Here is a 24,598-nt window from a genome sequence, read left to right on the forward strand (position 1 = left end):
ATCCACCCAAAAGCGCCCGGAACTATATTACATCCTTGCATTAAGGTTATCAAGAATCTTCAGGGATCAGGAAAAAATGTATATCAGGAGTAAATTATGAGATCTACCCGCGCCACCTATGCTATTGAACGCCTCAATGCCCGAAGCACTGATTTGCGCTATTCAATGATCCGCACAGCGACTGAGTTATTTATTCTGGCTCAAAATGCGGGTCACGATCTTCCTATTCGGGTTAGCGAACCATTGGAACTGGATGCGTTTGTCAAGTTTGTTAACGCCTATGGACCGCAAAAACCCAAGCGCGTCAGCAAACTGGATGTCGAGTTCGAAAAGCAATTACAGAAAAGAGACTAATAGCCGTCATCATGGATGCCGATCATGCCGCGATAACCGACAAAAGCGCTACAAAAGTGCGCGCTATCCTGGTCCATGGAATGGGGCGCACCCCTTTGTCGATGCTGATTCTTGCTGCTCGTTTGCGCGCTGCAGGACTGCGCCCGGCGTTGTTCGGCTACTCTGCAGCATTCGAACGATGGGATCCATGCGTAAAAAAGCTGCATCACTATTTAGCGCGGAATGTAGCTGGGCAGCGTTATATTGTCATCGGACATTCGCTTGGTTGCCTGCTTACTCTTGCGGCTTTGCCGGATATGGTGCAACAACCAGAAGCATGTTTTTTTCTGGCACCTCCCATGCAAGCCAGTCAAATGGCGCGCACCTTTTCGCGTTGGCGTTTGTTCAAACTGATGACAGGCGAAATTGGCCAATTTCTTGGGCAACAAGATTGGACCAGGCAGTTGCCCATCCCCGCAGTCCCCACCACTATCTACGCTGGAAGCGCCGGACCACGCGGGCGCTGGTCTCCTTTTGGCGGTGAAGCGAATGACGGAATTCTGACCGTTTCTGAAACGCAAATGGCGAATATTCCGTCGATTGTTGTCCCTTCCCTGCATACTACGATCATGAACTCGCGGCGCGTTTGTGATGATATCGTCGCCAAGGTCAACAATAAAAAGTTTGTCGAGTGACGGATCAGCAAGCGATGAATTGAGCAAAATACGCAACAAAATTCAGCAACACATACATGCCGCACTCAGGAGAAATAATGGCTATAGGAATACTAGCGGCGATGCATGATGAAGTCGCCGACTTGATCAGCGTGATGACAAAGCAGAGCGGCAATCATGTGCAACGGATCGGTATGCGGGATTATCACGTGGGTAAACTGGATGGACAGGCCTGTGTGGTGGTTCTTGCCAGAATTGGTAAGGTCGCTGCGGCGGCGACGGCGGTGACATTGATCAGAGAGTTTGGGGTCACTGAGATTGTTTTTACGGGACTTGCGGGTGGAATTGGCGCGCAGGTTGCGGTGGGCGATATCGTTATCGCAGACCGCTTAATCCAACACGACCTGGATGCGCGTCCGCTATTTCCGCATCACGAGGTACCGCTATTGGGAATCGCCGAATTTATGGCAGATATCGCACTTAGCGCCGAATTGAAAACTGCCGCTGATATTTTTTTAAGAGAAGATTTGCAAAGTATTGTGCCAGCTCATGTGCGGCGACATTTTCAGATTGGTCAACCAGTCTTACATATTGGGTTGATTGCCAGCGGTGACCAGTTTGTGGCTGACCTTGAAAAAACGAATAACATCTTAGCTGATTTGCCCGATGCCCTGGCCGTTGAGATGGAAGGCGCTGCCGTGGCGCAAATTTGTTTTGAATACGGGGTATCTTGCGCGGTGTTACGCACCATTTCTGATCGCGCTGACGCCAGCGCCCACGTTGATTTTGGGTCATTTTTAGGTGAAGTTGCCAGCCACTATTCAAGCGGTATTTTGCGACGGTTTTTCGCTGGGCGTCTTGCTGATCGGGTGAAATAGAATACTGCGCCTATTTTTCCACTTCAACTTTTTCATTCTCGATATTTGATGGAATAAAAAATGGACCCACATAATCGTCTGTCCGTTTTAGGCGCTATATTAGTTGCTGTATTGGTCCCCGAGTATTAACGCATCGCGGAATAGGACGTTGGTGTCAGAAATTGATTTTCAATTCTCTCGACAATAATCGCTTGTGCCTCTGTTTCTGCACGTTTCGCCAGCCATTCCGGATCGCTGGCAAACGCGTTCCACTTGGTCTCACGTTCCGCTAAGCTTTCCCATTGCAACATATAAGTCAACGTTTGGTTGCTTGCACCCACCAACGTCGTCCAAAATCCGACTTGCCGAATCCCATACTGCTCCCAGAATTTGAGTGTAATTGTTTCAAATCGGTTATTCAACGCTGGTAATCGTCCTGGTGCACAATGATAAGTACGCATTTCATAGATCATTTTTCTTCTCTTTCTATTCTGCTTTGCTGTTGATAGTCGCCTGTTGGTAGGAGCGACAATTTAAATGCTTTGTGTTGCTTTGCTTCGCTTCGATCATAGCGCAGAGAATAAAACCGCGCTGGCGCTTATCCTAAGTCGAATATTACAGCGTTCGTTCTCCCCGCTATTTAAATCCCAGACTTGATCATAAAAATATCGCCAGTAATAAGCCACCCTCTGAAAGTCAGTCGTACTTTCTATTCAAAACATCGATTGATCATCGTTTTATTCACCAGAAATTTATCAAAAACTGTGGACGCCTAAAAATATAAAAAAAAGAAAAACTATTTTTGAATCCGCTTGGTTAGTTACTGCGTATCAACGTACGGGTTAAAAAAAATGTTGATCGGTTTCGCCTTTGGCGTCCGAATCTATCGGGATGGACAAATTTTAGGAGGACGATATGCGTATAAACACCACTATGGTGGCGATGGTTGGTTTGTTGATTTCCGTGAGTGTGCATGCAGATACGGGAAAACTGCTACTGACCGGCGGTGTGAGTTCAATTGACGGTGCGGCAGGCGGGGGATTGACGCCGTGGGCTGTGATTGGCAGCAATGCTACAGCAGATCAAATTGGCGGAACGGCACATATATCGCGCGCGGTAGTAAATGACTATTCGTTGACGACCTATGGCGCGGCTGTGGGAATTATGGACCGCGTGGAAGTCAGTCTGGCACGTCAAGACTTTAATGCGTCGCCGGTAGTTGGCGTCAACGGCTTGGGTTTTAATGTGAGTAACAACCAACACATAAGGATGGATATTTTAGGTGTGAAGGTAAAAGTTGCCGGTGATGCGATCCTGGACAGCGATTCATTCATGCCGCAAATTTCAGTCGGGATGGAGTATAAACACACGGATGCAGGATCGTTCGCCCCGGTCATTTCTGCGTTGGGCGCGAAGAACAGCGACACAGATTTCTACGTGAATGCGACTAAATTATTTTTAGCCCAGGGAATTTTGGTCAACGCCACGTTGCGGGCTACAAGAGCTAATCAAAATGGCTTGTTAGGTTTTGGTGGTGCCGTCGGTGAAAATAATTACAAATTCGAACCGGAACTATCAGTCGCTTATTTGGTTACGAGAAAAATCGTTATAGGTGCCGAATATCGCTTCAAACCAGACAATCTGCGGAGAGTGGGCAACACCTTGCCTTTGCCGGCGAACGGCCTGCGCGAAGAAGACTGGAAGGATATTTTTATTGCTTACGCCCCGACCAAAAATGTTTCGTTCACGCTGGCATATATTGATTTAGGTCACATTGCGCCGGTGCTGGTCAACAATCGGAAGCAGACCGGTGTCTTTCTTTCTTCACAGATAGCATTTTAAATTTCGGGGCATTAACATGAAAAAAATTCTTTATACTCTGCTATTCTCCGCTGCCGGCATGATGTCAACAAATCTGCTGGCTCAAAGTCCGCCGCTTCAAAATACGCCATTAATGAAGCCAGCCCCGGTTGCTGTGTATGAGGCGTTTGGCGAGAAGCCGGGCCTCGTTAAATTGATGGATGATTTTATGGTGCGACTGGTGGCGAACCCTCTGACCGGTCCTGTATTTGGTCCGGCCAATCAGGTCCGAATCAAGGCAGAACTCGTCGAGCAATTTTGTCAGCTCTTAAGTGGTCCGTGTACCTATCAAGGCCTTAGTATGAAAGCGGCACATGCCAGCCTTCACATCAATAAGCCGCAATTTAATGCATTGGTGGAAGAGTTGCAGAAATCGATGGATGCGATGAACATTCCGTTTCGGGACCAAAATCAACTTCTGGCACAACTCGCTCCGATGTATCGGGATGTGATAACCGTTAAGTAATGTATCAAGATTTGGTTGATAGATTGCTATAAAAAATGGTGATCTATTTAATCGACAATCGACTCTATCAAAAATGTCCCTTTGAAGTTCGGAGGGACATTTTTTAATGAGCAACGCAGGTAACGTAATGCAGTCTCGTTTGGATCTGTGATTTAGGTCAACACATCTGCCCAAATATTGAGTGCCCAATATTGCGCATCTGCAAATTCTTGAGAAGATGCATGGGCCGAAATGCCACCGCCCGGTGACGATTTCATTAATTTTTCCGCTGCATCATAGCGATACACTGTCGTTACATGCATTGCCGTTTTGTCGTCGGCGTAGCTATAACAAGTGTTCGCAAATACCGGAGCCGGGTCGGGCTTTTCGTTTCCCATCATAAACGCTAGCGCATTAGCGCACACTTTCGCCTGCGAGGTGGCGATGTGAGCAGATTTGGGTAGTCCTGAATCTACTGCATCGCCGATGACGTGAATGTTGGGAAATACTGTTGACTCGTAAGTCAGAAAATCAACTTCGCACCAACGTCGACTAACGTTTGCAAGGCCGGTATCGATAGTTAGTACGCTAGCTCTTTGGGGGGGAATCACGTTTAATACATCGGATTTTACTTTGTCAAAATCCGTTTTTACGGTGCGGGTAGCCACGTCAATGTCTTGTATGCTGCTGCTGGGAATATACTCAACCATGCCGGGATATAAATCTAACCATGCGCGCTCGAACAACGGTCTCTTTGAAGTGATGGCGGGATTGGCATCCAGCACTAGCACTTTCGATTTGGGCTTGTGATTTTTTAAATAGAAGGCTACCTGGCATGCGCGTTCATATGGCCCTGGTGGGCAGCGATAAGGCAGCGCTGGAATCGTGATAGCAAACACGCCGCCGTCCGGCATCGCCAACAATTGATTTCGCAGATTTTGTGTTTGTGGTCCGGCTTTCCACGCATGAGGAATCTTTTCTTGCGCTTCTTTATTGTTCAGCGTCGGCATACTTTCATACATAAAATCGATGCCTGTCGCGACGATCAACTTATCGTAAGAAAGCTTTCCTTTGGTAAAGCGTACTTCCGCTTTATCGGGATCAATGGCGACTACTTTATCCTGTATCCAATGTATCCCGTGATTATGTTTCAGGAGGTCATAGGGAAGGGTTATATCGTCCAGTGTTTTCTCTCCACCAAGAACAAGATTGCTGACCGGGCATGATACAAAATGGGGATTCGGTTCAATCACAAACACTTCTATTTTCCCGCCGCTCCACATTCTTAAATATTTCGCTGCAGTGGCACCGCCATAGCCTGCACCGATGATCACCACGCGTCCTAATTTTTTTTGGTTTGCATATACCGGTGACGACATGGATGCCCATAATGCACCGCCAACGCTATATTTTAAAATTTCCCGACGATCCATTTTATTCACCGAACCTTGTTTGAGAATGAGATTTCAAGGAGTGACTTTGAAAGCGAGTAAATGATCTTGGTTGCATCGAAAAGTATTCTCCAAGCAGGATGAGTTCTTCAGATGTCAGTGCCCGCGCTTGTTGCGGCATGACCTCGGTTGATTCAGTTTGCTTTTGATACTCTAGCATTCGCTTGACGAAATAGCCTTTATCTAATCCGGCGAGGACTGGCGTTCCGCCCAGGCTTAATCCGTTGGTTCCATGGCATGCTGCACAGGAACCTGCCAGCACCAGAATATGAGGATTACCCACGCTTGGGAGCGCGGGCGTTATAGACATTGCAGGCGTTGTAAATGAAAGCAAAACCAGTAATGTGAACAACGAATTTTTTAGCATGGATTTTTTTTATGGTTCTAGTGACGTTTCGGGCCGCGTAGTTAGTTTATATTTATCTCATCGCGCAGGTTCCTGCGTTGGCACGTTGGTTGAGGTCGAGGAAACGGTCCCTAATATGGACTGACCAGTTTGTCGTCATGTTTATTCCCATTCCAATACCGGATAAATTAAATTGACGTTGCGGCGATTCACCCTGTCAAAAAGCATCCATCGTGATTTTTCTGTTTGAGCGGCCGAACCCATGGCGCGGGTCATGTCTTCGCCATTTTTGATGCTGGTCCTGACATCTTTTAACAGTATTTCCAAATACCTACGTTCATCTTCAAATGCGGCATTCTTATTTTTGGTTGCCGGACCGTGGCCCGGTATCGTCAGATTAGCCTGCATTTCTTCTAGGGGCGCAATCACACTGAGCCAGCCTTTAATATCGCCATCGATCGAGGGTGTTCTTTCAACGAACAGCAAGTCGCCGGTCCAGAGGGTCTTGGTGTTCGTATCGAATACGGTCAAGTCGGTATTGGTATGTGCGGTTGGCCATGCTTTTAGTTCAAGAACGCGATTGCCTAAATCGATTTGCCGAGGTTTGCTGACAGTCTCAGTGGGGGCAATAATTTTGCTACGATCAGCATCCGTACCTAACTCGGTTTTAAGATTGCGTAAATAGGCGTCCTTGCGTAACGCCATCGCATGCGGCAAATTTTCATGTCCGAGAAAAACCGGATGATCATCGGTAAATGCCGCGTTGCCAAAGATATGATCAGGATGAACATGGGTATTGATTACATAGCGTATGGGGAGTTTGCTGATGAGCCGAAGCGCTTCTTTCAAAGACACCCCGGTTTTGTACGAGCCACCGGTATCAATGACAGCAACGGCATCAGCGCCGATGACAAAACCTATATTTGCTATATCACCGTGATAGTTCTCATCAAAATCTTCATGCACGCCCTGATGAACATACACACCGGCAGCTACCTCGGTTACTGACAGTGGCTTGGCTTGCGTTTGGTGAAAACCGCTGAGTGCTGTCAATAACGCGGTCGTTAGCAAGGCGGTGAAATAGTGTGAACGAAATCTCTGCATCAGGTTAGCTTTCCTCGACATCAATTGATGCACTGAATGTCTCACCTTCATTATCTTTTATCGTCAGCTCAAGCTTGCCAGGTTTGTCGGGTATAAATCCAAATTGTACATTTGGGTCCTCGCTAATTCCTATGAAGGTATCGGCATGCATGACGATTTTGCCGTTATATTTTGCCTCGATTTTATTGATAAAAAAGGCTGGGCGAAAGGACTGCGTCGCAAGATCTTTTTGTAGTCCAGTGAACATTGGATGTTTGATTAATAGCTTCACCCGATTGAGACTGCCTATCTTCAGTGGTTTCTCTATGGCTAACCGCATCTTTCCTGCCGAGGCTTTGGCTGCCGCTTCGTCGCCATCTACGGTACCACCACAGCCGCCTTCAGCGCGAATGGGGACCGCGTTTATGTAGAGTCGACCATCATTTGCTTGAGCTACTACATGGACAAGAGAATCACTTTCAAGGCGGATTCTTGTGGAAATTTCTGCTTTACCGCTGAGTGGATTAAAGTAAAAAGTAGCAGCCAGGGGAACCGGATTTTGGTCGACATATATCGCCACTGATTTGATGTATTTTTCAGCCAGCATCGGATAATCGACGCTAAAGACAAACGGTACTTGTGCACCGCTATCGGCGCGGCGCGGAGCAGTCAAGTGAATAAAGGGACCGGGTTCTATTTTTTTTCCGTGGTAATACATGTCTTGCAGCGGTGTCCAGTATTTATCAACTATCTCCGCTCGGACGTTAGCCGAGAGCAACACGTACGCGGCCATAACTAGCAGACGCACAATCACTTTTAGTTGAGTGTTCATGAGCGTGGCCTGCATGACTTTAGGCGGCGATATAAATGGCATTTTTTGCCGTGGTCGGGCATTGAGCGAAGGGGCAATGGCATTGCACTTCTCCAGTAAATATAGAACTTACCCAAAATCGTCTCAACTGCGCTGCGCTTTCCTAGCCACCTAAGCGGCTTGACCTACGAGGCCCGACCTACGAGGCCCGACCTACGAGGCCCGACCTACTCGAAACAGCATGCTGTATTCGTTGGCTGTGTTGATATGTCCGTTGCTAGGACAGTTTTGCGTAATTCCTAAAATAGATCGACGGACCATCGCCTTCATCTTTTATTGAAAGGTCAGGGCAGTGCTCGTTTCATTCATACAGGGTGAACAGATTCATGTCTCATTGGCGAGTTTTTATTAAATTCTTCGGCCCAATTATTTTTGAGTATGTTCTTATTTTTCTAAAGCGACAAGCCTAAATGTAAATAAATGCAGATGACATAGAGTGAAAACCATATGTTGGTTTGAGCATAAGCGAGGCTTATGGGTGATGTAAACGACGATCCTCTTCCGATTGTTTTTTGATAAAGCTTCGGGCGCGTTCACAGAAAAGCAGGGCAGGTCAGGTGATAGTCATCGCCGGTATTGAGACGAAACGTGAAATGCTAAAAATCTACGATAAACTGCTGAAAAACTCGTTTTAATCAAGGATTCGAAATAATGTTGAAAATCGCAACCTGGAATGTTAACTCTATCAAAGTACGCTTACCGCAAGTTCTGCAATGGTTAGCCGATAATCCGGTTGATGTGTTGGCGGTGCAAGAAACCAAAATGACTGACGATAAATTTCCTCAGGCTGAAATAGAAGCGGCTGGTTTTCACGTCGTGTTTAGCGGGCAGAAAACGTATAACGGGGTGGCAATCATTGCACGCCATCCTATCGAGGATGTCGTAAAAAATAATCCGCTATTCGAAGATGAGCAACAACGTTTGCTGACCGCCACGATCGCCGGAATTCGCATCGTCTGCGCCTATATTCCGAACGGACAATCGTTGGAATCGGATAAATATCAATACAAGCTGAAGTGGCTAGATGCCTTGCACGACTATCTGGATGCCGAGCGAAAGTTACATTCGAATCTTGCGTTGCTGGGCGATTACAATATCGCACCAGAAGATCGTGATGTCTACGATCCCGCCGCGTGGGTCGGTGAAAATCTGGTGTCACCACCGGAACGTGCCGCGTTCGTGCGCTTGCAGCATTTGGATCTGACCGACGCATTTCGGATGTTCGATCAAGCAGATAAGCTATTTAGCTGGTGGGATTATCGACGCATGGGATTTCGCCTGAACCGCGGCATGCGTATTGATCATATTTTATTGTCGCCGCCACTAGCTGCGAAATGTACGGCTTGCGTGATCGACAAAGTGCCGCGTAAATGGGAGCAGCCATCAGATCACGCCCCCGTCATTGCGACTCTGAGTGATTAATTGGCTAAATTGCGCTAGGTAATGTTGCCGGATGAATAGCAATTTATGTGTAGTGATTGCCTGGTATTGCTGGTCGACGGTTTACGAATTACCCACGGGAGTTGTGGCGTTTTATAAATTGCATTTTTAGCATTTAAATTTGCTAGCGAAATCACTGTGAAATTTTTTGAAAACCACTCAATTGAAGAGTGGTTTTTTTTTGCTTGATGCATTTAATGTGCTTGAATATAAAATTGATTGAACGTCCAATCAATTTAAAGTACACTCAAGTGATGAAACGGATTGGCTATTTGCCATTCTCGGCGGCTTTAGCGGAGAAATAGTGAGAAAAAGAAACGAAATGCTGCCTTTACGACGGCAGCAATTAATTCAGGCAACACTTGCCGTGATTGACCGGGTCGGTCTCGCTGATGCGACGATTGTATTGATTGCGCGTGAGGCGGGACTGTCTACAGGGATTATCAGCCACTATTTCGGTGATAAAAGCGGTTTGTTGGAAGCGACCATGCGTCAGATATTGCGCGATCTAAGCGACGATTCATCGCGTCGTCGACATACATTGTCGGGGCCAGAAGATACTGCCCGAAATCAGTTAATGGCATTAGTCGATACTAATTTTAGCGACAATCAGATTAGCGGCCCGGTGATGAAAACATGGTTTGCTTTTTGGTCGTCAAGCATGCATCAACCAGCGTTAAGGCGCCTCCAACGAGTGAATGATCGCCGTCTTTATTCCAACTTATGCAGTCAATTTGGACGCACGTTAGCATTGGCGCAGGCGCGTCAGGCGGCACGCGGTTTGGCGGCAATTGTCGATGGATTATGGTTGCGTGGATCGCTGTCGGCTGAAAAGTTTGATGTCAGCGCTGCCCGTCAAATTGCCTATGAATACCTGAATATGCAGTTGCGTCAAGCCAACTGAAACTATCGAAGAACGAAGGAACTCCTATGTCAGTCTTTCCATTGCAACAGCTTTATATTGACGGTCGTCGAGTCGACGCAACTGGTGGAAAAACCTTTGAAAGCATCAATCCCGCTAATGGCGAAGTGCTGGCGGAACTGCAATGCGCCTCAAAAGCCGACGTTGATTTAGCGGTTGATAGCGCAAAAAAAGGCCAACGTGTTTGGGCGGCGATGACTGCCATGCAACGTTCACGCATACTGCGCGGCGCCGTGGAAATTTTGCGTGAGCGTAATGATGAATTGGCAGCCATCGAAACCCTGGATACCGGAAAAGCTCTGTCGGAAACACGCTACGTCGATATCGTCACCGGTGCGGACGTGTTGGAGTACTACGCCGGTTTAGTGCCATCGATAGAAGGCCAGCAAATCCCTTTGCGTGAAAGTGCATTTGTCTATACTCGGCGTGAACCGCTTGGCGTCGTGGTCGGCATCGGCGCATGGAATTATCCGATTCAAATTGCATTGTGGAAATCAGCACCTGCGCTGGCTGCGGGAAATGCGATGGTTTTTAAGCCAAGCGAGGTGACGTCGCTGACGACCTTAAAATTAGCAGAAATTTATACGGAGGCAGGTTTGCCGGATGGTGTTTTTAACGTGCTAACAGGTGGTAGTGAAGTTGGAGCGTGGTTGACAGAACACCCTGGCGTGGCAAAAGTATCGTTCACTGGTGGTACCACTACTGGCAAAAAAGTGATGGCCAGTGCTTCAGGTTCAACACTAAAAGAAGTAACGATGGAGTTGGGCGGTAAGTCGCCATTGATCGTGTTTGCCGACGCTGATCTGGAGCGCGCCGCTGATGTTGCAGTGATGGCTAATTTCTACAGTTCTGGTCAGGTCTGCACCAACGGCACGAGAGTGTTTGTACATCGCTCGTTGAAAGAGTCGTTCGAGGCCAAGGTGTTGGAACGAGTTGCACGCGTCCGTCTTGGTGATCCGCAAGACATGAATACAAATTTTGGGCCTCTGGTCAGTTTTGCGCACATGAATAACGTGCTGGGTTATATCGCTTCCGGGATTGCGGAAGGTGCGCGATTACTCATCGGTGGTGAGCGTGAAATGCGCGGTGATTTTACGAAGGGCGCGTTTGTGCAGCCAACCGTGTTCACTGATTGCCATGACGAGATGAAGATTGTCAGGGAAGAGATTTTTGGCCCGGTGATGAGTATTTTGGTGTTTGATGACGAGGACGAGGTGATTCGCCGCGCCAACGATACGCAGTATGGATTAGCGGCTGGTTTGATCACGGAGAATGTAAGCCTTGCGCATCGGGTAATTCATCAGTTGGAAGCGGGGATTTGCTGGATTAATACGTGGGGTGAATCAGCGGCTGAGATGCCAGTTGGCGGGTATAAACAGTCGGGAGTCGGGCGGGAGAATGGCTTGGCTACGTTGCAGCATTACACGCGTGTTAAGTCGATTCAGGTGGAGTTAGGTGGTTTTTCGTCGGTATTTTAGGGCGTCTGGTGACGGTCTTACTTTATTTGCCAAGCATCCACAGAGTAAGAGCTGCGTTAATTAGAGATGACCATAAAAGACATGAACCTAAAACGCGTGAACGTTATAACTCATCGTCAACGTAGCTGAAATTACCTCAAAAAAACCGAAGGAGTGATCTCTTGCACCAATCAAAAGAATACGACTACATCATCATCGGAGCTGGTTCCGCTGGCAACGTTCTAGCGGCCCGCCTGACCGAAGACCCGGACGTTACCGTGCTATTGCTAGAGGCTGGCGGCCCGGATTACCGGCTCGATTTCCGTACGCAGATGCCAGCCGCATTGGCTTTCCCGCTCCAAGGACGTCGCTACAACTGGGCCTACGAAACCGATCCCGAGCCGTTTATGAATAATCGCCGGATGGAATGTGGGCGCGGTAAGGGGCTCGGTGGATCATCGCTTATTAACGGCATGTGCTACATCCGCGGCAACGCGATGGACTATGACGGTTGGGCGCAACTTGATGGACTGGAGAGCTGGTCTTATCTGGATTGTCTTCCCTACTTCAAAAAAGCGGAAACCCGCGACGTCGGCGGCAATGATTATCACGGCGGAGAAGGGCCGGTTAGCGTGACCACGCCAAAGGCGGGGAATAATGTATTGTTTCACGCTATGGTTGAGGCCGGGGTTCAGGCGGGATATCCCAGAACCGATGATCTCAATGGATTTCAGCAGGAGGGTTTCGGTCCGATGGATCGCACCACCACGCCTAATGGTCGTCGTGCCAGTACCGCGCGCGGTTATCTGGATCAGGCGCGTGGTCGTCCCAACTTGCATATCCAGACACATGCATTGACGGATCGCATTCTATTCTCCGGAAAGCGCGCTATCGGCGTCGCCTATCTACATCGCGATAAGTCAGTTGTATCTCGCGCTAAACAGGAGGTGTTGTTGTGTTCGGGGGCAATTGCGTCGCCCCAAATTTTACAGCGATCAGGTGTCGGACCGGCAACATTACTACGCCAACATGGCATCCCTGTGGTACAAGATCTGCTTGGTGTAGGAGCGAACTTACAGGATCATCTGGAAGTTTATCAGCAGTATGAATGCAAGCAACAGGTCTCACTTGCACCCGCATTGAAGCTATACAATCAGCCAGTGATTGGGGCGCAATGGTTGTTTATGGGAACCGGAACCGGGGCTAGCAACCAGTTTGAAGCTGGTGGGTTTATTCGTTCTGATGAACGCTTTGAATGGCCAAATATTCAGTATCATTTTTTGCCGGTGGCGATCAATTACAACGGTAGTAATCCGATTAAAGTGCATAGCTTTCAAGCGCATATGGGGTCGATGCGCTCGTTAAGTCGGGGGCGTATTCAGTTGCTTTCGAAAGATCCACGTGATCATCCGAGCATTCTGTTTAACTACATGTCTGATGATCAGGATTGGCAAGAGTTCCGCGCTGGTATTCGCATTACTCGCGAGATCATTGGCCAGCAAGCATTGGCCGCTTATGCTGGCAACGAAATTTCTCCAGGCAAAAATGTGCAGACGGATGCTGAGCTTGATCAGTTTGTCCGTGACCATGCAGAAACAGCGTTCCATCCATCTTGTTCAAACAAAATGGGAGTGGACGAAATGGCGGTGGTTGATGCGCAGGGGCGCGTACATGGAATTGAAGGATTACGCGTAGTTGATGCATCGATTATGCCGATTATCACCACTGGTAATTTGAATGCTCCAACGATTATGATCGCGGAAAAAATTGCTGATTTAATTCGTGGGCGTACACCTTTACCACGACTGGAAGTGCCGTACTACAAGGCAGGCGATGCACCTGCAAAACGTCTGAAATAGCGATTTATCTTAGTTGAAAAAAATGCGACCAGATGGTCGCTTTTTTTTGGCTATGCTATCTGTGCCCACTCCGAACTTTGAGTGCTTATAGTTAGATACTAGTTGCCAGGCAACATTTTCTAGGTGGCACACATTACCGTTACAGAGCATAAATACCCAATGACTAATGCCCAAGGAGCATTGGTTAATGACTTATTGACGTTTCTTTTCTTCTTTTTTAACTTTTTTATCAGCCTTTTTTTCTTTCATTGTCTTGGCTGGTTCTTTCTTTACCGCTTTTTTTGTATCTTGACCCTTGCTCATGATTTAACTCCATTGGTAAATTTCGATACGCCATCGTTGATCAAATAATCGCCGTAATCGGTATCGTTGCGTGATGATAATCCTTTAGTCACAGTCTGTGACGGGTTACATGCAATAACCGTAGGTATTGCATAGAAAAAACACTATTTATCTTCAATAGTTATTGGTCTGAGCAACTATCGCGTTGATCCATGCGTATTTTTACACTGAAATTTCTTTTGGTGTGTCAGGTTTTGAATGCAATTTTAATTCATAAACCGACTGTCAGATATAAGCAGATCGGTGCGATTTTGATGGAATCAGTCTATAAGCCAGACCATGATTTTATGAGGCGCTATTCTAGTGCGCTCATCCGAGCGCGTCCTGTTGATTGCTGCGGTTTATTGTCGATTTAAGACATCGCCTTAGAGAGTGTGGAAGCGCGGATAAAATTGACCAGTTCGCGCGCATATACCGGCAAAATATCTAATTTCTGAACCACGATACTTCTTTCACGTAGTGCCCATGGTTCATCTAGTTCAATGATAGAAAGTTGCATGGTGTGACTGTGGCGCTGCGCAGCTGATTGGGGCATGACGGCGATACCGACATTAGTTTCAACCATCCGACACATGGCTTCAAAACTCCGTACCTTAATCCGTAATCGTAGGGTTTTTCCGCTCTCAGAGACGATTTGATGCAAAAAATGCTGTAGCGAACTTCCTTCATACAAGCCGATTTGCTCGTAAGGAATTGTGTCGGCAAAGGTGATATTGCCGGTTACCGCAAGCGGATGATTGACCGCCGTCACCAAAACCAATCGGTCGGTCGAAAAATTAATAATCTCAAGGCCTTGATTGTGAACTGGTCCCGCGACAATACCGATGTCTGCAGTACCTTCCAGTATGCCTTGCAAAATACCCTGATTGAGTCGCTCTTCGAGTGAAATGTTGACATGCGGATACTTGGTGAGAAAAGCACCGAGAACTTCTGGCATGAATTCTGTTACGGCAGTAGTGTTGGCGAAAATCCGAATATGACCTTTGATGCCATTGTTGTATTGCTGCAAATCGCTTGTCAGTCGTTCAACCTGTTGCATGAATTGCTGTGCGTGATGTAAAAAAGTTTCGCCTGCGGGCGAAAGGCAAATGCCTTTATTTTCTCGATAAATCAGCCGCATACCGAAGCGTCCTTCCAACGCCTTGACCCGGCTGCTGGCAGCGGCAAGAGACATGTGAATTCGCTCGGCACTGCGGGTAAGACTTTTCAACTCAGCGATATATATAAATAAGCGTAAATCAGTCAGGTCAAACAACATAGAGTAATTTCCTTCGAAAAATAGCAAATGTCGGAATATTGTCGAACGGTAATGAATATGCTGTCTGCTTTGGTATTACCGCGATTATGAATGGGTTGCGTGTTATAGATTAGTTTGTAAGTTATTAAACTTTAATTTGGCTTTTTTTTTCTATATCCAGTGGGAAAATTCTTTTATTTTCATGTGTTTTTAGACCACAATTTATTCTTGGAAATGTTGTAAAATAAAAAATTCTTAGCTTCACGGTTGTTGTAATAAAACATCTTTCTGATAGTTTGAATGTGAAAATTCCCTATAAATATGTGGATGTAGCTAACTTCTCGTGGTTTGAATTACGAGGTAGCGCAGTTGTACACTATTTTCTGGGTTATAAATTTCTGTGTAAAAAATCCTTTAAACTTTGTCGGATTATGTTTGGTTTGCCGGATTTTATGTTCTGCATTTTTTTAGCTTACGCTTACTGCAATATAGAAAAAAATGGCTATGTGTTTAATTTCTTAAACCTTTTTGTTGTCCATCCTTTTTTAATTGTTGCGGCGCTGTTGATAAGCGTTCGGTTTTTTCTGAAACCTGCGTTGATGCGGACTTATTGCATGGCATGGTTGGCAATACAAGCTCTTTCCGAGATTAAGGTGGCAAGAAAATGTATTGCCCAAAAGATGAATTTTTTTGGGCTCAGGATGGATAGATAAAACTGATTTCTTATGCTATTCAACGGGATCGTTTAGCTATAACTTTTTTACGATCCGCATCTACTCTCTTAGACTAGTTTCTGAATGCCATTATTCAATCACCCTAAAACCCGGCGTTTTATCGAAGCCGGTAACCTATCTCAAATGTCCGCGTGGTACGAGGCTGAGCGAAATGTAATGTGGATGATGCTACACGCGCATCCTCGGCCCTGTTTCAACCCCGAACTTCTGAAGGACATTTCAAATCTCACGCGTGCGGCGCGTGAGTGTCATCTACCGATCGATTTTTGGGTCACTGGTTCAACGGTGCCCGGCCTTTACAATGTGGGTGGCGATCTATCTTACTTTGCGCAGCATATCAGGTCGGGTGAGCGCGCACCATTAATGGCATATGCCCGCGCTTGTGTCGACGCCGTCTATGAGGCGATGAATGGCTTTGGGGTTGGTGCCATTACGATTGCAATGATAGAAGGAACCGCTTTAGGAGGTGGTTTTGAAGCTGCTTTGGCGCACGAATATGTATTGGCGCAAAAGGACGCGAAGCTAGGCTTTCCAGAAATTGCGTTTAACCTATACCCCGGCATGGGAGCTTATTCGTTGGTCGCCCGGAAGGCGCATATGCGCCTTGCCGAACAGCTTATCAGCACGGGTGAAGCGCATAGTGCAACCTGGCACCACGAAAAAGGATTAGTTGATCGCTTATTCGAGCCGGGCGAGGCTTATAAGGCAACGCGCACTTTCATTGATAACGTCAGGCCAAAGCTCAACGGGATTCGCGCCATGCTGCGAACCCGTCGGCGCGTATTGCCGATTACGAAGACGGAACTGCTTGATATCACTGAAGATTGGGCGGAGTCGGCGTTTCGTCTGCAAGAGAAAGATCTCGCTTATATGGAGCGTTTGGTACTGCTTCAAAATAAGCGCGGTATTAAACCCGCTGCGATTTCTTCAAATGAAGGTCTGGCCACATCTACTGTAGTAAATGCCGGACCAGACAAACAAGCGTCGTCGAGCGTATCGTTGTCCAACGGTTAAATCGCGTTGCAAAGGCGGATGCGTGTTGGCACATTTTATTTATCGGTGAGCTGCTAACGCTTGTCATTGACTCGGCGTGTTCAAGAATAACTATTCCTGAGCACGCCGAGGTAGCATAAATTCCCGAGGGAAAGCTATTCTCAAGTCTGCTTTAATTCAGATTCCGGTGCGAATGCGCACTAGTAAATAGGTATTGATTTTGCATTAAATAGAGCGTGCCTTTGTCACGAGGCGCACGACCTTGTTAGAGGATGCTGGCATCCAAGCGTTAAAATCTGACAGTTTCATCGGTTTTGCAAACAGATAACCCTGCGCGTAGTCAATTCCTATATTACGCAGAAATTCTGCTTGCTCGGGTGTTTCGACGCACTCAGCCACAATTTTTAGACTCAACTCATGACCTACTGCAACCATAGAGCGGACTAAGGCCTGGGCTTTGGCATCGGTGTGAATCGAATGGATGAAGCTGCCGTCGAGTTTAATGACGTCTAATGGTAAACGGGATAATTGCGATAGCGACGAGTAGCCAGTACCGAAGTCATCCAGATGTACTTCTGCGCCCAGTTCGCGGAACATCCGAATAAGACGATGCGCTAGTTTTTCGTCCTCTATCAGGCAGCTCTCGGTTAACTCAATGTCGACCATGGATGGACATAAATCGTTAGACAGAATGGCTTTTGTAAAGTCTTCTATGATGGTTGGAATACGTAATTGGCGGGCCGATATATTAATGGCTACGCGCACGTTGAGGCCTTGCTTCTTCCATGCTCCAGCTTGCTTGGCAGCTGTCTCCATCACCCAGCGCCCGAGTGGAACGATCAATCCGGTCTCTTCAGCATAAGGTATAAACTCACCCGGCATGATTAGGCCTCGCTCTGGATGATTCCAGCGAATTAAGGCTTCAACGCTATCCACCTTGCCAGTCAAAAGCGATACTTTCGGTTGGTAGTACAACTCGAACTGATTATCAGCCAGTGCGTTGCGCATGTTAGTGTCAAGCCACACGTATTCGCTGGCTTTTTTATTCATCTCCCTTGAAAATATACAAAATGTGCGTTTACCGTTGTCCTTAGCGACATACATTGCGGTGTCGGCGCTTCGAATCAACTCTTCGAGGTTTGCCCCATGTTCCGGGAACATGGCAATACCAATTGAACAGCCGGAATAGACTTCTGTGCGTTTAAGGTGGAACGGCAACTTCATCCGTTCCAAAATACGTTGCGCGGTAGCCTCAATAACGTCCTGCGAAGGACTAGCTATCATGATCAGGAATTCATCTCCACCGATTCGCGCTAGCACATCCTTTTCTGTAAGGCATGATGAAAGAGCAACGGACACTTCTTTAATAAGCTCGTCACCGGTGATATGGCCATAATGGTCATTCACTTTCTTAAAGTTATCCAAATCAAGGAATATTAGCGCAAAGGCTTCAGCATTCGGTGGCGCAATGGCGGTTGTGATTTTATCTTGAATAGCATTGCGGTTCGGCAAACCGGTCAACATGTCCGTTGTAGCCATCTCGACCATTCGCTCTTGCGTACGAAGTTCGTCGGTCACATCGGTACCAGAGCAGACCAGAAATTTTTCTTGTACGCCGCTTCCAGATTCGATGATGGTGTTGCGCCACTTTATGATTCGCACCCCTTTCTTTGTATTGATGGGGCGCAATGTTTCGTAAGTCTTTTCGCGGTGAAAAAAACTATTGACATTTGACCGCGTGTCTTCGCGTTGTTTCTCGTGGACAAACAAATCCAAAGCATTTTTACCCACAACATCGGATTCCATGACGCCTGTCACTTCTTCGCACAGCCGATTGAATCGTTGAATTTTTCCTGCGCTGTCGATGATGACGACTAATGAGTTAACCTCGGAGACAACTTGTTCAGCAAATGAGAGACCGCTTTCTAAGTCCTTTGCGACAGTATCTGTATCCCCGTATTGCGCTGCAGTCCCGCCCCATAACCAGGTATCAGTTTTTCTACCCACGAGATGAAGGCGAATGGGGTTGCCAAAAATAGTTACTGAAATCGCTATGCTTGAAGTGACCCCGGTCATTGATCGAACGTCCCGAGCTTGTGCCGGAGAGAGTTCAACTGAAACGGTGACTGAATTAACGTCGCCAGATAAATCGAGTGCATCGCTATCGGTTGTTAATCTCCAGCAGGGACTAGAGGTGCCGAAATGGGTAAAAAGCTGTGGGTTATCAATGTCTTCTTCGAAGTTAAGCATTGCGACTCTTTCATGTCAGCGTCTAAAGATATGTTGTGGAATATGTTCTTATAAGTAACATTACGCTAATAGTGTTTTTTACGCCAGAAATAATAATTTGTTTTATCATAAGAACGTTCTTTCGACAGAATAGCAAAGGAATAGTCTTAGCAAGTGAAGAAAGTATGACATTAATTAATTAGCACCACTATGACGTAATGTTTAATTAATTTCATCAACCAATTTGAACTAATTTGCCCAATCGAAGGATGCACGATGGCTGTACATAATCAAGGTACCCCAATTGCGTCTCGCTCCCGTGTGTTCCTGAATGTCCAAAAACTCACGGTTAGTTCTTCCCTCAGCGACCGTAAGCTGACTAACAGATAATATATTTTCGCCCTTTTATTGACCTTAACGAAGGCTGACCTAAAGTCGCTATTCTTATTTATGTTGGTGATCTGGAAAACATGGCTGCAACGTTGTATTCTACGAGAAGTTTGGCAATATAATAATCATAAACATCTAGTGAATAATGTTAAGAACTGCATAATCATGCAAGCCTCTAGTGGGAAAAGAAAATGCATAACAAACCAGATCGAGGCAATTTCAAATTGTGTGATGAGTCGGTATATATGAGCAGAGATATAAGCCCAAATACGAACCCGGCCGGACAGGGGTCAGACAGGGGTTGCATCTTGAGCGTGCCGTTCCAATCATGCTGAGGAACGTAAGCATGTAACGGAAAGAGAAAGATTAGTCACTGCTTATTGCGCTTTTGCGTTGCACCATTCTGAGGATGGTGTTGTTGCTTATATAACTGGGCGCAATATTGCCAGCATCACCAGCGAGGCTAGTCTGTAGTCGTGGACATGTTAGCCGGTTGTTTGTAACTGATGGAATGACGACCCGCGGTGATCCCGCCGTACATCTTCGATTAAGGAATATAAAACGTGCGCTACTAAATTGATTCTGAAGTGGCGAATAGTCGACTAGACAGTGTGTGACCAAGAACCACCCAATACAATAATTACATGGAGATAACGATGTTAAAAACAGCAACTGGCAATACCACGCAAGAAAAGAGCTTTGAGGAGGAAACGTATGCCAAGGTGACCTGGCGTCTGATTCCGTTTCTATTCATATGCTACGTATTCGCTTACCTGGATCGGGTGAACGTCGGTTTCGCCAAACTACAAATGCTGTCAGATTTAAAGTTCAGCGAAACCGTTTATGGACTAGGTGCAGGGATCTTTTTCATCGGCTATTTTCTGTTTGAAGTGCCAAGTAACATCGCCTTACATCGTTATGGTGCGCGTAAATGGATTGCGCGAATAATGGTCACTTGGGGCGTTGTTGCGGCAGCGATGGTGTTTGTAAAGACGCCAACCATGTTTTATTTGCTGCGTTTTCTTCTGGGGGTTGCTGAAGCTGGCTTTTTCCCTGGCATCATTCTGTATCTGACCTACTGGTATCCTGCCGCACGTCGCGCAAAAATCACCGCGCTGTTCATGACTGGTATCCCTATTGCCGGAGTCGTCGGTGGACCGCTCTCGGGCTGGATTTTAAACAGGTTTCATGGCGTCAATGGCCTTCCTGGCTGGCAATGGTTGTTTTTGCTGGAAGCGATTCCATCGGTCTTGACCGGTATTGCTGTGTTCTTTTATCTTGACGATAAGATCAACGTGTCCAAATGGCTGACGCCAGCGGAGAAATCGTTATTGGAAAAAAATATCGCGGGCGATCAAGGCAATCTGGAAGTGCATAGTGCCATGGGCGCATTTAAAACCAAACGCGTCTGGGTGTTGTGTGCAGGCTACTTCGGTATCGTGATGGGACTTTACGGAGTCGGTTTTTGGTTGCCAACCTTGATCAAGGCATCCGGCGTTACTGATGCGCTCGATATTGGTTTGCTGACGATGATTCCATATGGCGCTGCCGCGATCGTGATGGTATTGGTAGGTCGTAGTGCTGATCGCATGAATGAGCGCCGCTGGCACGTTGCGGCACCTGCGGTGTTGGGCGCCATCGGTTTGGTGTTCAGTACCTTTTATGCGGACAACACAGTATTAGCCATTCTAACCTTGACCGTCGCAACAGTCGGTATCCTGGCAGCACTCTGCCAGTTCTGGTCAGTGCCAACCGCATTTTTGGGTGGTGCGGCAGCGGCAGCGGGTATTGCGCTGATTAATTCGGTCGGTAACCTTGCCGGTTTCGTCAGTCCTTACCTTGTCGGATGGATTAAGGACAAGACGCATAGTACAGATATTGGTCTGTACCTTATCGCCGTTTCATTGGTGATCGCTGCAGTGATAATGTTAAGGATGCCAAAAGCTATTGTAAATCGATAAATTCTAGCGATTGAGTCAGATTTTTTAGATAAGATTGCTGCGGCTGCGGAAATATTCGGCAGTCGCAGCTTTTGCATTTAAAAGTGCAATAAGCGTGCCATTAAGCGTGCCCATAAGTATGCCAATAAGCGCGTCAATAAGTCGCTAGACAGCGGTTCGGTCCATAATGCTGGAAGTGCTTTAAACAGGAGGTCATGATGCAAGCAGCCGTTCTCAATCCATTTAGTTTCGACACCGTGGCGCACATTCATTCTGAGCCTGGTGCGACCAAGCGTCTCGGCGCACTCTTGACGCAACGCTTTCCCGCGGCGAAATGTGTGCTGATCGTCACCGATAGTGGCTTTTTATCTACCGGTCTGGTTGATCCAATTGTGGCCAACGTACGCAGCGCCGGTCTAACGGTACAGATTTTTTCCGAAGTAGTGGCCGATCCACCTGAAGCCGTAGTGTTACAGGCGGCTGCTTTCGCGCGACAGCATCAGATTGATGTGGTGATCGGATTGGGCGGTGGTAGTTCTATGGACGTCGCCAAACTGATCGCTGTGTTAGCCGGAGGAGCGCAAGCACTTGATACGATGTATGGCATCGGTAATATCAACGGTCATCGCCTGCCGCTGGTGCAGATTCCGACGACCGCCGGGACGGGATCAGAGGCAACCCCGATTGCGATTGTGACGACCGGCGAGACGACCAAAATGGGCGTCGTTGCGCCGCAACTTTATGCCGATCTGGCGTTACTGGATGCCGAATTGACGCTCGGCTTACCATCGCACATTACTGCTGCTACCGGCATCGACGCCATGGTGCATGCGATTGAAGCTTACACCAGCAAGGTGAAGAAAAATCCACTATCAGATATGCTGGCGCGGCAAGCCCTGACGTTGTTATGGAATAACATTCTTCCAGCGTGCAGAGATGGCCGCAATTTGGCCGCCCGACAAGCCATGCTGCTGGGGGCGCTTTTAGCTGGGCAAGCCTTCGCGAATGCGCCAGTAGGTGCGGTGCACGCGCTGGCCTATCCGATTGGCGGCATTTTTCATGTTCCGCATGGACTATCGAACTCTTTAGTGTTGTCGCATGTTTTGCGTTTTAACGCGCCGATTGCAGCGCCGCAATACGCAGAGCTGGCCGACATCATCGCGCCATCTGCAAGCGGCAGCGCTGAAGCACGTGCCGAGACCATGATTATGGCAATGACGAGGCTGGCCCAAGAACTAGGGATTGAAACGCGGTTGCAGCAAGTTGGGATTAAGGCGACTGATCTTGATCGTCTGGCGGACGATGCAATGCTGCAAACACGACTGCTAGGCAACAACCCACGCGAAGTTACCCGGGCTGATGCGCATGCCATTTATAGCGCTGCATTATAAGAAGCAGCTAAAAGCTGGGCGGCTTATTGTGCATCTTGAATACTGAGCCGGTCGCGCATCACGTTTTATGCTGCGCACAGAACTTTGTCAACGTTTGTTTCGCAGCGGTTGAGGCGATATTTATGTAGGCTTATAAGCTGATCTGAAATACCACGGCGACGACCTTAAATGCACGTCGTCGCCGTTTTTTTTTCAAGTTTTTAGAGTTTGCTTATTTCCAGAGTGAGCATTTTGATTCTGCTTTGGTGGTGAATGCCTGATCGCCTGGAATCGTTTGAATGACTTTGTAGTAATCCCAAGGATATTTGGATTCTGCTGGCGTCTTGACTTGCATCAGGTACATCTCATGGACCATGCTGCCGTCTGGACGGATCTCACCATTTTTGGCGAAGAAGTCATTAACTTTGGTTTTGCGCATTTGCGCCATGACTTTCTCACCATCGTCAGTACCGGCGGCTTTAACCGCATTCAGATAAAACATGGTTGCTGAATAATCGGCGGCATGTAGCATCGATGGTTCTTTCTTTTCCTTGGCAAAATATTTTTTCGCCCAAGCGCGGCTTTCTTCATTTTGATCCCAGTACCAACCGTCGGTCAGGTACATGCCTTGGGTCAGCTTCAGACCGAGAGAATGCACATCGTTGATAAACATCAGAAGACCGGCCAGCTTCATGTTTTTAGTCAAACCAAATTCGTTGGCGGCCTTGATCGAGTTAATCGTATCGCCACCAGCGTTTGCCAAACCTAGAATTTGTGCCTTGGATGCTTGGGCCTGTAACATGAATGAAGAAAAATCGGCCGCTGAAAGGGGATGCTTGACTTCACCTAACACCGTACCACCGTTGGCTTTCACCACCGCAGATGTATCTTTTTCCAGTGACGCGCCAAACGCATAATCGGCGGTCAAAAAGTACCATGATTTACCACCTTGCTTAACGATTGCCGAACCTGTGCCTTTTGCCAGCGCCACGGTGTCATACGCATAATGAATGGTGTAAGGAGTGCAATCTTCATTGGTCAAACGGGCAGTGCCACCACCGATGGAGAGGAAAGGTTTTTTCTTTTCTGCCGCGACCTTGGCCATGGCCAGACTGGTTGCTGAATTGGTGCCACCAATCAACATGTCGACGCCTTGCTGATCGAACCACTCGCGTGCTTTGCTAGCCGCAATATCAGCTTTATTTTGATGATCAGCGACTATAAATTCAATTTTTTTACCGTTCAGCGTTCCGCCGAAATCGGCAATTGCCATTCGGATGGCATTGGCGCCACCGGGGCCATCGATATCTGCATACACGCCGGATAAGTCGGTAATGAAACCGATTTTAACCACGTCGCCTGAAATTTGCGCTGAAGCCGGACTGATCAACCCGGCCGTAGCCAGGGTGACGAATGTGGCAGCTAATATCTTCATTTTTGGTTTGATTTTCATGTCTTCTCCGTTGAGTGTCTGAACAGGGTCTTGAGGTTAAAAAATGCGTTGATGGTTCTTGTTTTTTATACGCCGGAATAGTGTGCAACACTGATAGCCTGGCCGTCAACCCCGTCTTATAGAGCTGCCGATAAATTATCCGTGTCGATCACTTAAAACTGATTCGTCAACTTGGTAAAAAATTTATTACTGTATTTTTCATGTTGATCTAATAAATTATAGAATTTACACAAAACCATCCCAACAACGGGCTTGCTAACCCTGCCGACGACGACAGTGTGCTAGTACCGGGCCACGCTGGCCGGGCCACGC

At 47.3% G+C, this 24,598-nt stretch carries 19 protein-coding genes and 1 pseudogene; 12 read left to right on the plus strand and 8 right to left on the minus strand.

Annotated features, from left to right (window positions below):
* Positions 1-96 precede the first annotated feature (96 nt).
* The 3 genes from RGU75_RS12185 to RGU75_RS12195 all read left to right on the plus strand — a co-directional run bounded on the left by RGU75_RS12185 (position 97) and on the right by RGU75_RS12195 (position 1,885).
* On the plus strand, positions 97-354 hold the full coding sequence (locus RGU75_RS12185) for a hypothetical protein (RefSeq protein WP_322236267.1): 258 nt from the start codon (positions 97-99) through the stop codon (positions 352-354).
* An 11-nt stretch (positions 355-365) separates the two neighbouring features.
* A complete protein-coding gene (locus tag RGU75_RS12190; protein ID WP_322236269.1) occupies positions 366-1,028 on the plus strand; it encodes an alpha/beta hydrolase in 663 nt (220 codons plus the stop codon).
* A gap of 77 nt (positions 1,029-1,105) precedes the next feature.
* Entirely contained in the window at positions 1,106-1,885 is a 780-nt protein-coding gene (locus RGU75_RS12195) for a 5'-methylthioadenosine/adenosylhomocysteine nucleosidase (protein ID WP_322236271.1), read from the plus strand.
* A 125-nt stretch (positions 1,886-2,010) separates the two neighbouring features.
* Here RGU75_RS12195 and RGU75_RS12200 read toward each other — a convergent pair whose 3' ends face one another.
* A complete protein-coding gene (locus RGU75_RS12200; protein WP_322236273.1) occupies positions 2,011-2,337 on the minus strand; it encodes an NIPSNAP family protein in 327 nt (108 codons plus the stop codon).
* A gap of 442 nt (positions 2,338-2,779) precedes the next feature.
* Between RGU75_RS12200 and RGU75_RS12205 the strand changes: the two genes are divergently transcribed.
* Positions 2,780-3,706 carry a DUF3034 family protein gene (locus RGU75_RS12205; RefSeq protein WP_322236275.1) on the plus strand — a complete coding sequence of 309 codons (927 nt, stop codon included), beginning with the start codon at positions 2,780-2,782 and terminating at the stop codon, positions 3,704-3,706.
* A 16-nt stretch (positions 3,707-3,722) separates the two neighbouring features.
* Positions 3,723-4,190: a group 1 truncated hemoglobin gene (locus tag RGU75_RS12210; RefSeq protein ID WP_322236277.1), complete on the plus strand. Its 468-nt coding sequence runs from the start codon at positions 3,723-3,725 to the stop codon at positions 4,188-4,190.
* 152 nt (positions 4,191-4,342) lie between these two features.
* Here RGU75_RS12210 and RGU75_RS12215 read toward each other — a convergent pair whose 3' ends face one another.
* The 4 genes from RGU75_RS12215 to RGU75_RS12230 form a co-directional block, all read right to left on the minus strand.
* Positions 4,343-5,602, minus strand: coding sequence for an NAD(P)/FAD-dependent oxidoreductase (locus tag RGU75_RS12215; protein ID WP_322236279.1), 1,260 nt, complete (start codon positions 5,600-5,602; stop codon positions 4,343-4,345).
* A gap of 1 nt (position 5,603) precedes the next feature.
* Positions 5,604-5,987, minus strand: coding sequence for a hypothetical protein (locus RGU75_RS12220; protein ID WP_322236281.1), 384 nt, complete (start codon positions 5,985-5,987; stop codon positions 5,604-5,606).
* Between the two features lie 141 nt (positions 5,988-6,128).
* The gene (locus tag RGU75_RS12225; RefSeq protein ID WP_322236283.1) at positions 6,129-7,070 is read right to left on the minus strand and encodes a quinoprotein relay system zinc metallohydrolase 2; all 942 of its coding nucleotides are present in this window, start codon (positions 7,068-7,070) and stop codon (positions 6,129-6,131) included.
* Between the two features lie 4 nt (positions 7,071-7,074).
* Positions 7,075-7,881 carry a quinoprotein dehydrogenase-associated SoxYZ-like carrier gene (locus RGU75_RS12230; protein ID WP_322236285.1) on the minus strand — a complete coding sequence of 269 codons (807 nt, stop codon included), beginning with the start codon at positions 7,879-7,881 and terminating at the stop codon, positions 7,075-7,077.
* Between the two features lie 693 nt (positions 7,882-8,574).
* On the opposite strand from RGU75_RS12230, the gene xth reads away from it, so the two are divergent.
* From xth to betA, 4 genes are all read left to right on the plus strand, one after another.
* Complete coding sequence (gene xth / locus RGU75_RS12235; RefSeq protein ID WP_322240480.1) at positions 8,575-9,342, plus strand: exodeoxyribonuclease III; 768 nt, start codon at positions 8,575-8,577, stop codon at positions 9,340-9,342.
* Between the two features lie 340 nt (positions 9,343-9,682).
* The gene (gene betI, locus RGU75_RS12240) at positions 9,683-10,264 is read left to right on the plus strand and encodes a transcriptional regulator BetI (RefSeq protein ID WP_322236286.1); all 582 of its coding nucleotides are present in this window, start codon (positions 9,683-9,685) and stop codon (positions 10,262-10,264) included.
* A 26-nt stretch (positions 10,265-10,290) separates the two neighbouring features.
* A complete protein-coding gene (gene betB, locus RGU75_RS12245; RefSeq protein WP_322236288.1) occupies positions 10,291-11,760 on the plus strand; it encodes a betaine-aldehyde dehydrogenase in 1,470 nt (489 codons plus the stop codon).
* 161 nt (positions 11,761-11,921) lie between these two features.
* Positions 11,922-13,598 carry a choline dehydrogenase gene (gene betA, locus RGU75_RS12250; protein WP_322236291.1) on the plus strand — a complete coding sequence of 559 codons (1,677 nt, stop codon included), beginning with the start codon at positions 11,922-11,924 and terminating at the stop codon, positions 13,596-13,598.
* A 694-nt stretch (positions 13,599-14,292) separates the two neighbouring features.
* Here the strand turns inward: betA and RGU75_RS12255 are convergent.
* Positions 14,293-15,198 carry a LysR substrate-binding domain-containing protein gene (locus RGU75_RS12255; protein ID WP_322236293.1) on the minus strand — a complete coding sequence of 302 codons (906 nt, stop codon included), beginning with the start codon at positions 15,196-15,198 and terminating at the stop codon, positions 14,293-14,295.
* Positions 15,199-15,974: 776 nt separating this feature from the next.
* Here RGU75_RS12255 and RGU75_RS12260 point away from each other — a divergent pair.
* Positions 15,975-16,814: pseudogene (locus tag RGU75_RS12260) on the plus strand (crotonase/enoyl-CoA hydratase family protein); the annotation flags it as partial.
* 315 nt (positions 16,815-17,129) lie between these two features.
* On the opposite strand, the gene pdeR reads toward RGU75_RS12260, so the two are convergent.
* Complete coding sequence (pdeR, locus tag RGU75_RS12265; RefSeq protein ID WP_322236295.1) at positions 17,130-19,154, minus strand: cyclic di-GMP phosphodiesterase; 2,025 nt, start codon at positions 19,152-19,154, stop codon at positions 17,130-17,132.
* 1,025 nt (positions 19,155-20,179) lie between these two features.
* Between pdeR and RGU75_RS12270 the strand changes: the two genes are divergently transcribed.
* Positions 20,180-21,484 carry an MFS transporter gene (locus tag RGU75_RS12270; protein WP_322236297.1) on the plus strand — a complete coding sequence of 435 codons (1,305 nt, stop codon included), beginning with the start codon at positions 20,180-20,182 and terminating at the stop codon, positions 21,482-21,484.
* A 194-nt stretch (positions 21,485-21,678) separates the two neighbouring features.
* Positions 21,679-22,854, plus strand: a complete 1,176-nt coding sequence (locus tag RGU75_RS12275) for an iron-containing alcohol dehydrogenase (protein WP_322236300.1) — start codon at positions 21,679-21,681, stop codon at positions 22,852-22,854.
* A gap of 211 nt (positions 22,855-23,065) precedes the next feature.
* Here RGU75_RS12275 and RGU75_RS12280 read toward each other — a convergent pair whose 3' ends face one another.
* Positions 23,066-24,268, minus strand: coding sequence for an ABC transporter substrate-binding protein (locus tag RGU75_RS12280; RefSeq protein WP_322240482.1), 1,203 nt, complete (start codon positions 24,266-24,268; stop codon positions 23,066-23,068).
* Positions 24,269-24,598 lie beyond the last annotated feature (330 nt).

This window comes from Glaciimonas sp. CA11.2 (assembly GCF_034314045.1).
GTDB lineage: Bacteria > Pseudomonadota > Gammaproteobacteria > Burkholderiales > Burkholderiaceae_D > Glaciimonas.

What these genes read in the sequence shown, in the direction of transcription:
- RGU75_RS12185 (WP_322236267.1), top strand. Translation starts at nt 97, where the DNA reads ATGAGATCTACCCGCGCCACCTATGCTATTGAACGCCTCAATGCCCGA.
- RGU75_RS12190 (WP_322236269.1), top strand. Translation starts at nt 366, where the DNA reads ATGGATGCCGATCATGCCGCGATAACCGACAAAAGCGCTACAAAAGTG.
- RGU75_RS12195 (WP_322236271.1), top strand. Translation starts at nt 1,106, where the DNA reads ATGGCTATAGGAATACTAGCGGCGATGCATGATGAAGTCGCCGACTTG.
- RGU75_RS12200 (WP_322236273.1), bottom strand. Translation starts at nt 2,337, where the DNA reads ATGATCTATGAAATGCGTACTTATCATTGTGCACCAGGACGATTACCA.
- RGU75_RS12205 (WP_322236275.1), top strand. Translation starts at nt 2,780, where the DNA reads ATGCGTATAAACACCACTATGGTGGCGATGGTTGGTTTGTTGATTTCC.
- RGU75_RS12210 (WP_322236277.1), top strand. Translation starts at nt 3,723, where the DNA reads ATGAAAAAAATTCTTTATACTCTGCTATTCTCCGCTGCCGGCATGATG.
- RGU75_RS12215 (WP_322236279.1), bottom strand. Translation starts at nt 5,602, where the DNA reads ATGGATCGTCGGGAAATTTTAAAATATAGCGTTGGCGGTGCATTATGG.
- RGU75_RS12220 (WP_322236281.1), bottom strand. Translation starts at nt 5,987, where the DNA reads ATGCTAAAAAATTCGTTGTTCACATTACTGGTTTTGCTTTCATTTACA.
- RGU75_RS12225 (WP_322236283.1), bottom strand. Translation starts at nt 7,070, where the DNA reads ATGCAGAGATTTCGTTCACACTATTTCACCGCCTTGCTAACGACCGCG.
- RGU75_RS12230 (WP_322236285.1), bottom strand. Translation starts at nt 7,881, where the DNA reads ATGAACACTCAACTAAAAGTGATTGTGCGTCTGCTAGTTATGGCCGCG.
- betI (WP_322236286.1), top strand. Translation starts at nt 9,683, where the DNA reads ATGCTGCCTTTACGACGGCAGCAATTAATTCAGGCAACACTTGCCGTG.
- betB (WP_322236288.1), top strand. Translation starts at nt 10,291, where the DNA reads ATGTCAGTCTTTCCATTGCAACAGCTTTATATTGACGGTCGTCGAGTC.
- RGU75_RS12255 (WP_322236293.1), bottom strand. Translation starts at nt 15,198, where the DNA reads ATGTTGTTTGACCTGACTGATTTACGCTTATTTATATATATCGCTGAG.
- pdeR (WP_322236295.1), bottom strand. Translation starts at nt 19,154, where the DNA reads ATGCTTAACTTCGAAGAAGACATTGATAACCCACAGCTTTTTACCCAT.
- RGU75_RS12270 (WP_322236297.1), top strand. Translation starts at nt 20,180, where the DNA reads ATGTTAAAAACAGCAACTGGCAATACCACGCAAGAAAAGAGCTTTGAG.
- RGU75_RS12275 (WP_322236300.1), top strand. Translation starts at nt 21,679, where the DNA reads ATGATGCAAGCAGCCGTTCTCAATCCATTTAGTTTCGACACCGTGGCG.
- RGU75_RS12280 (WP_322240482.1), bottom strand. Translation starts at nt 24,268, where the DNA reads ATGAAGATATTAGCTGCCACATTCGTCACCCTGGCTACGGCCGGGTTG.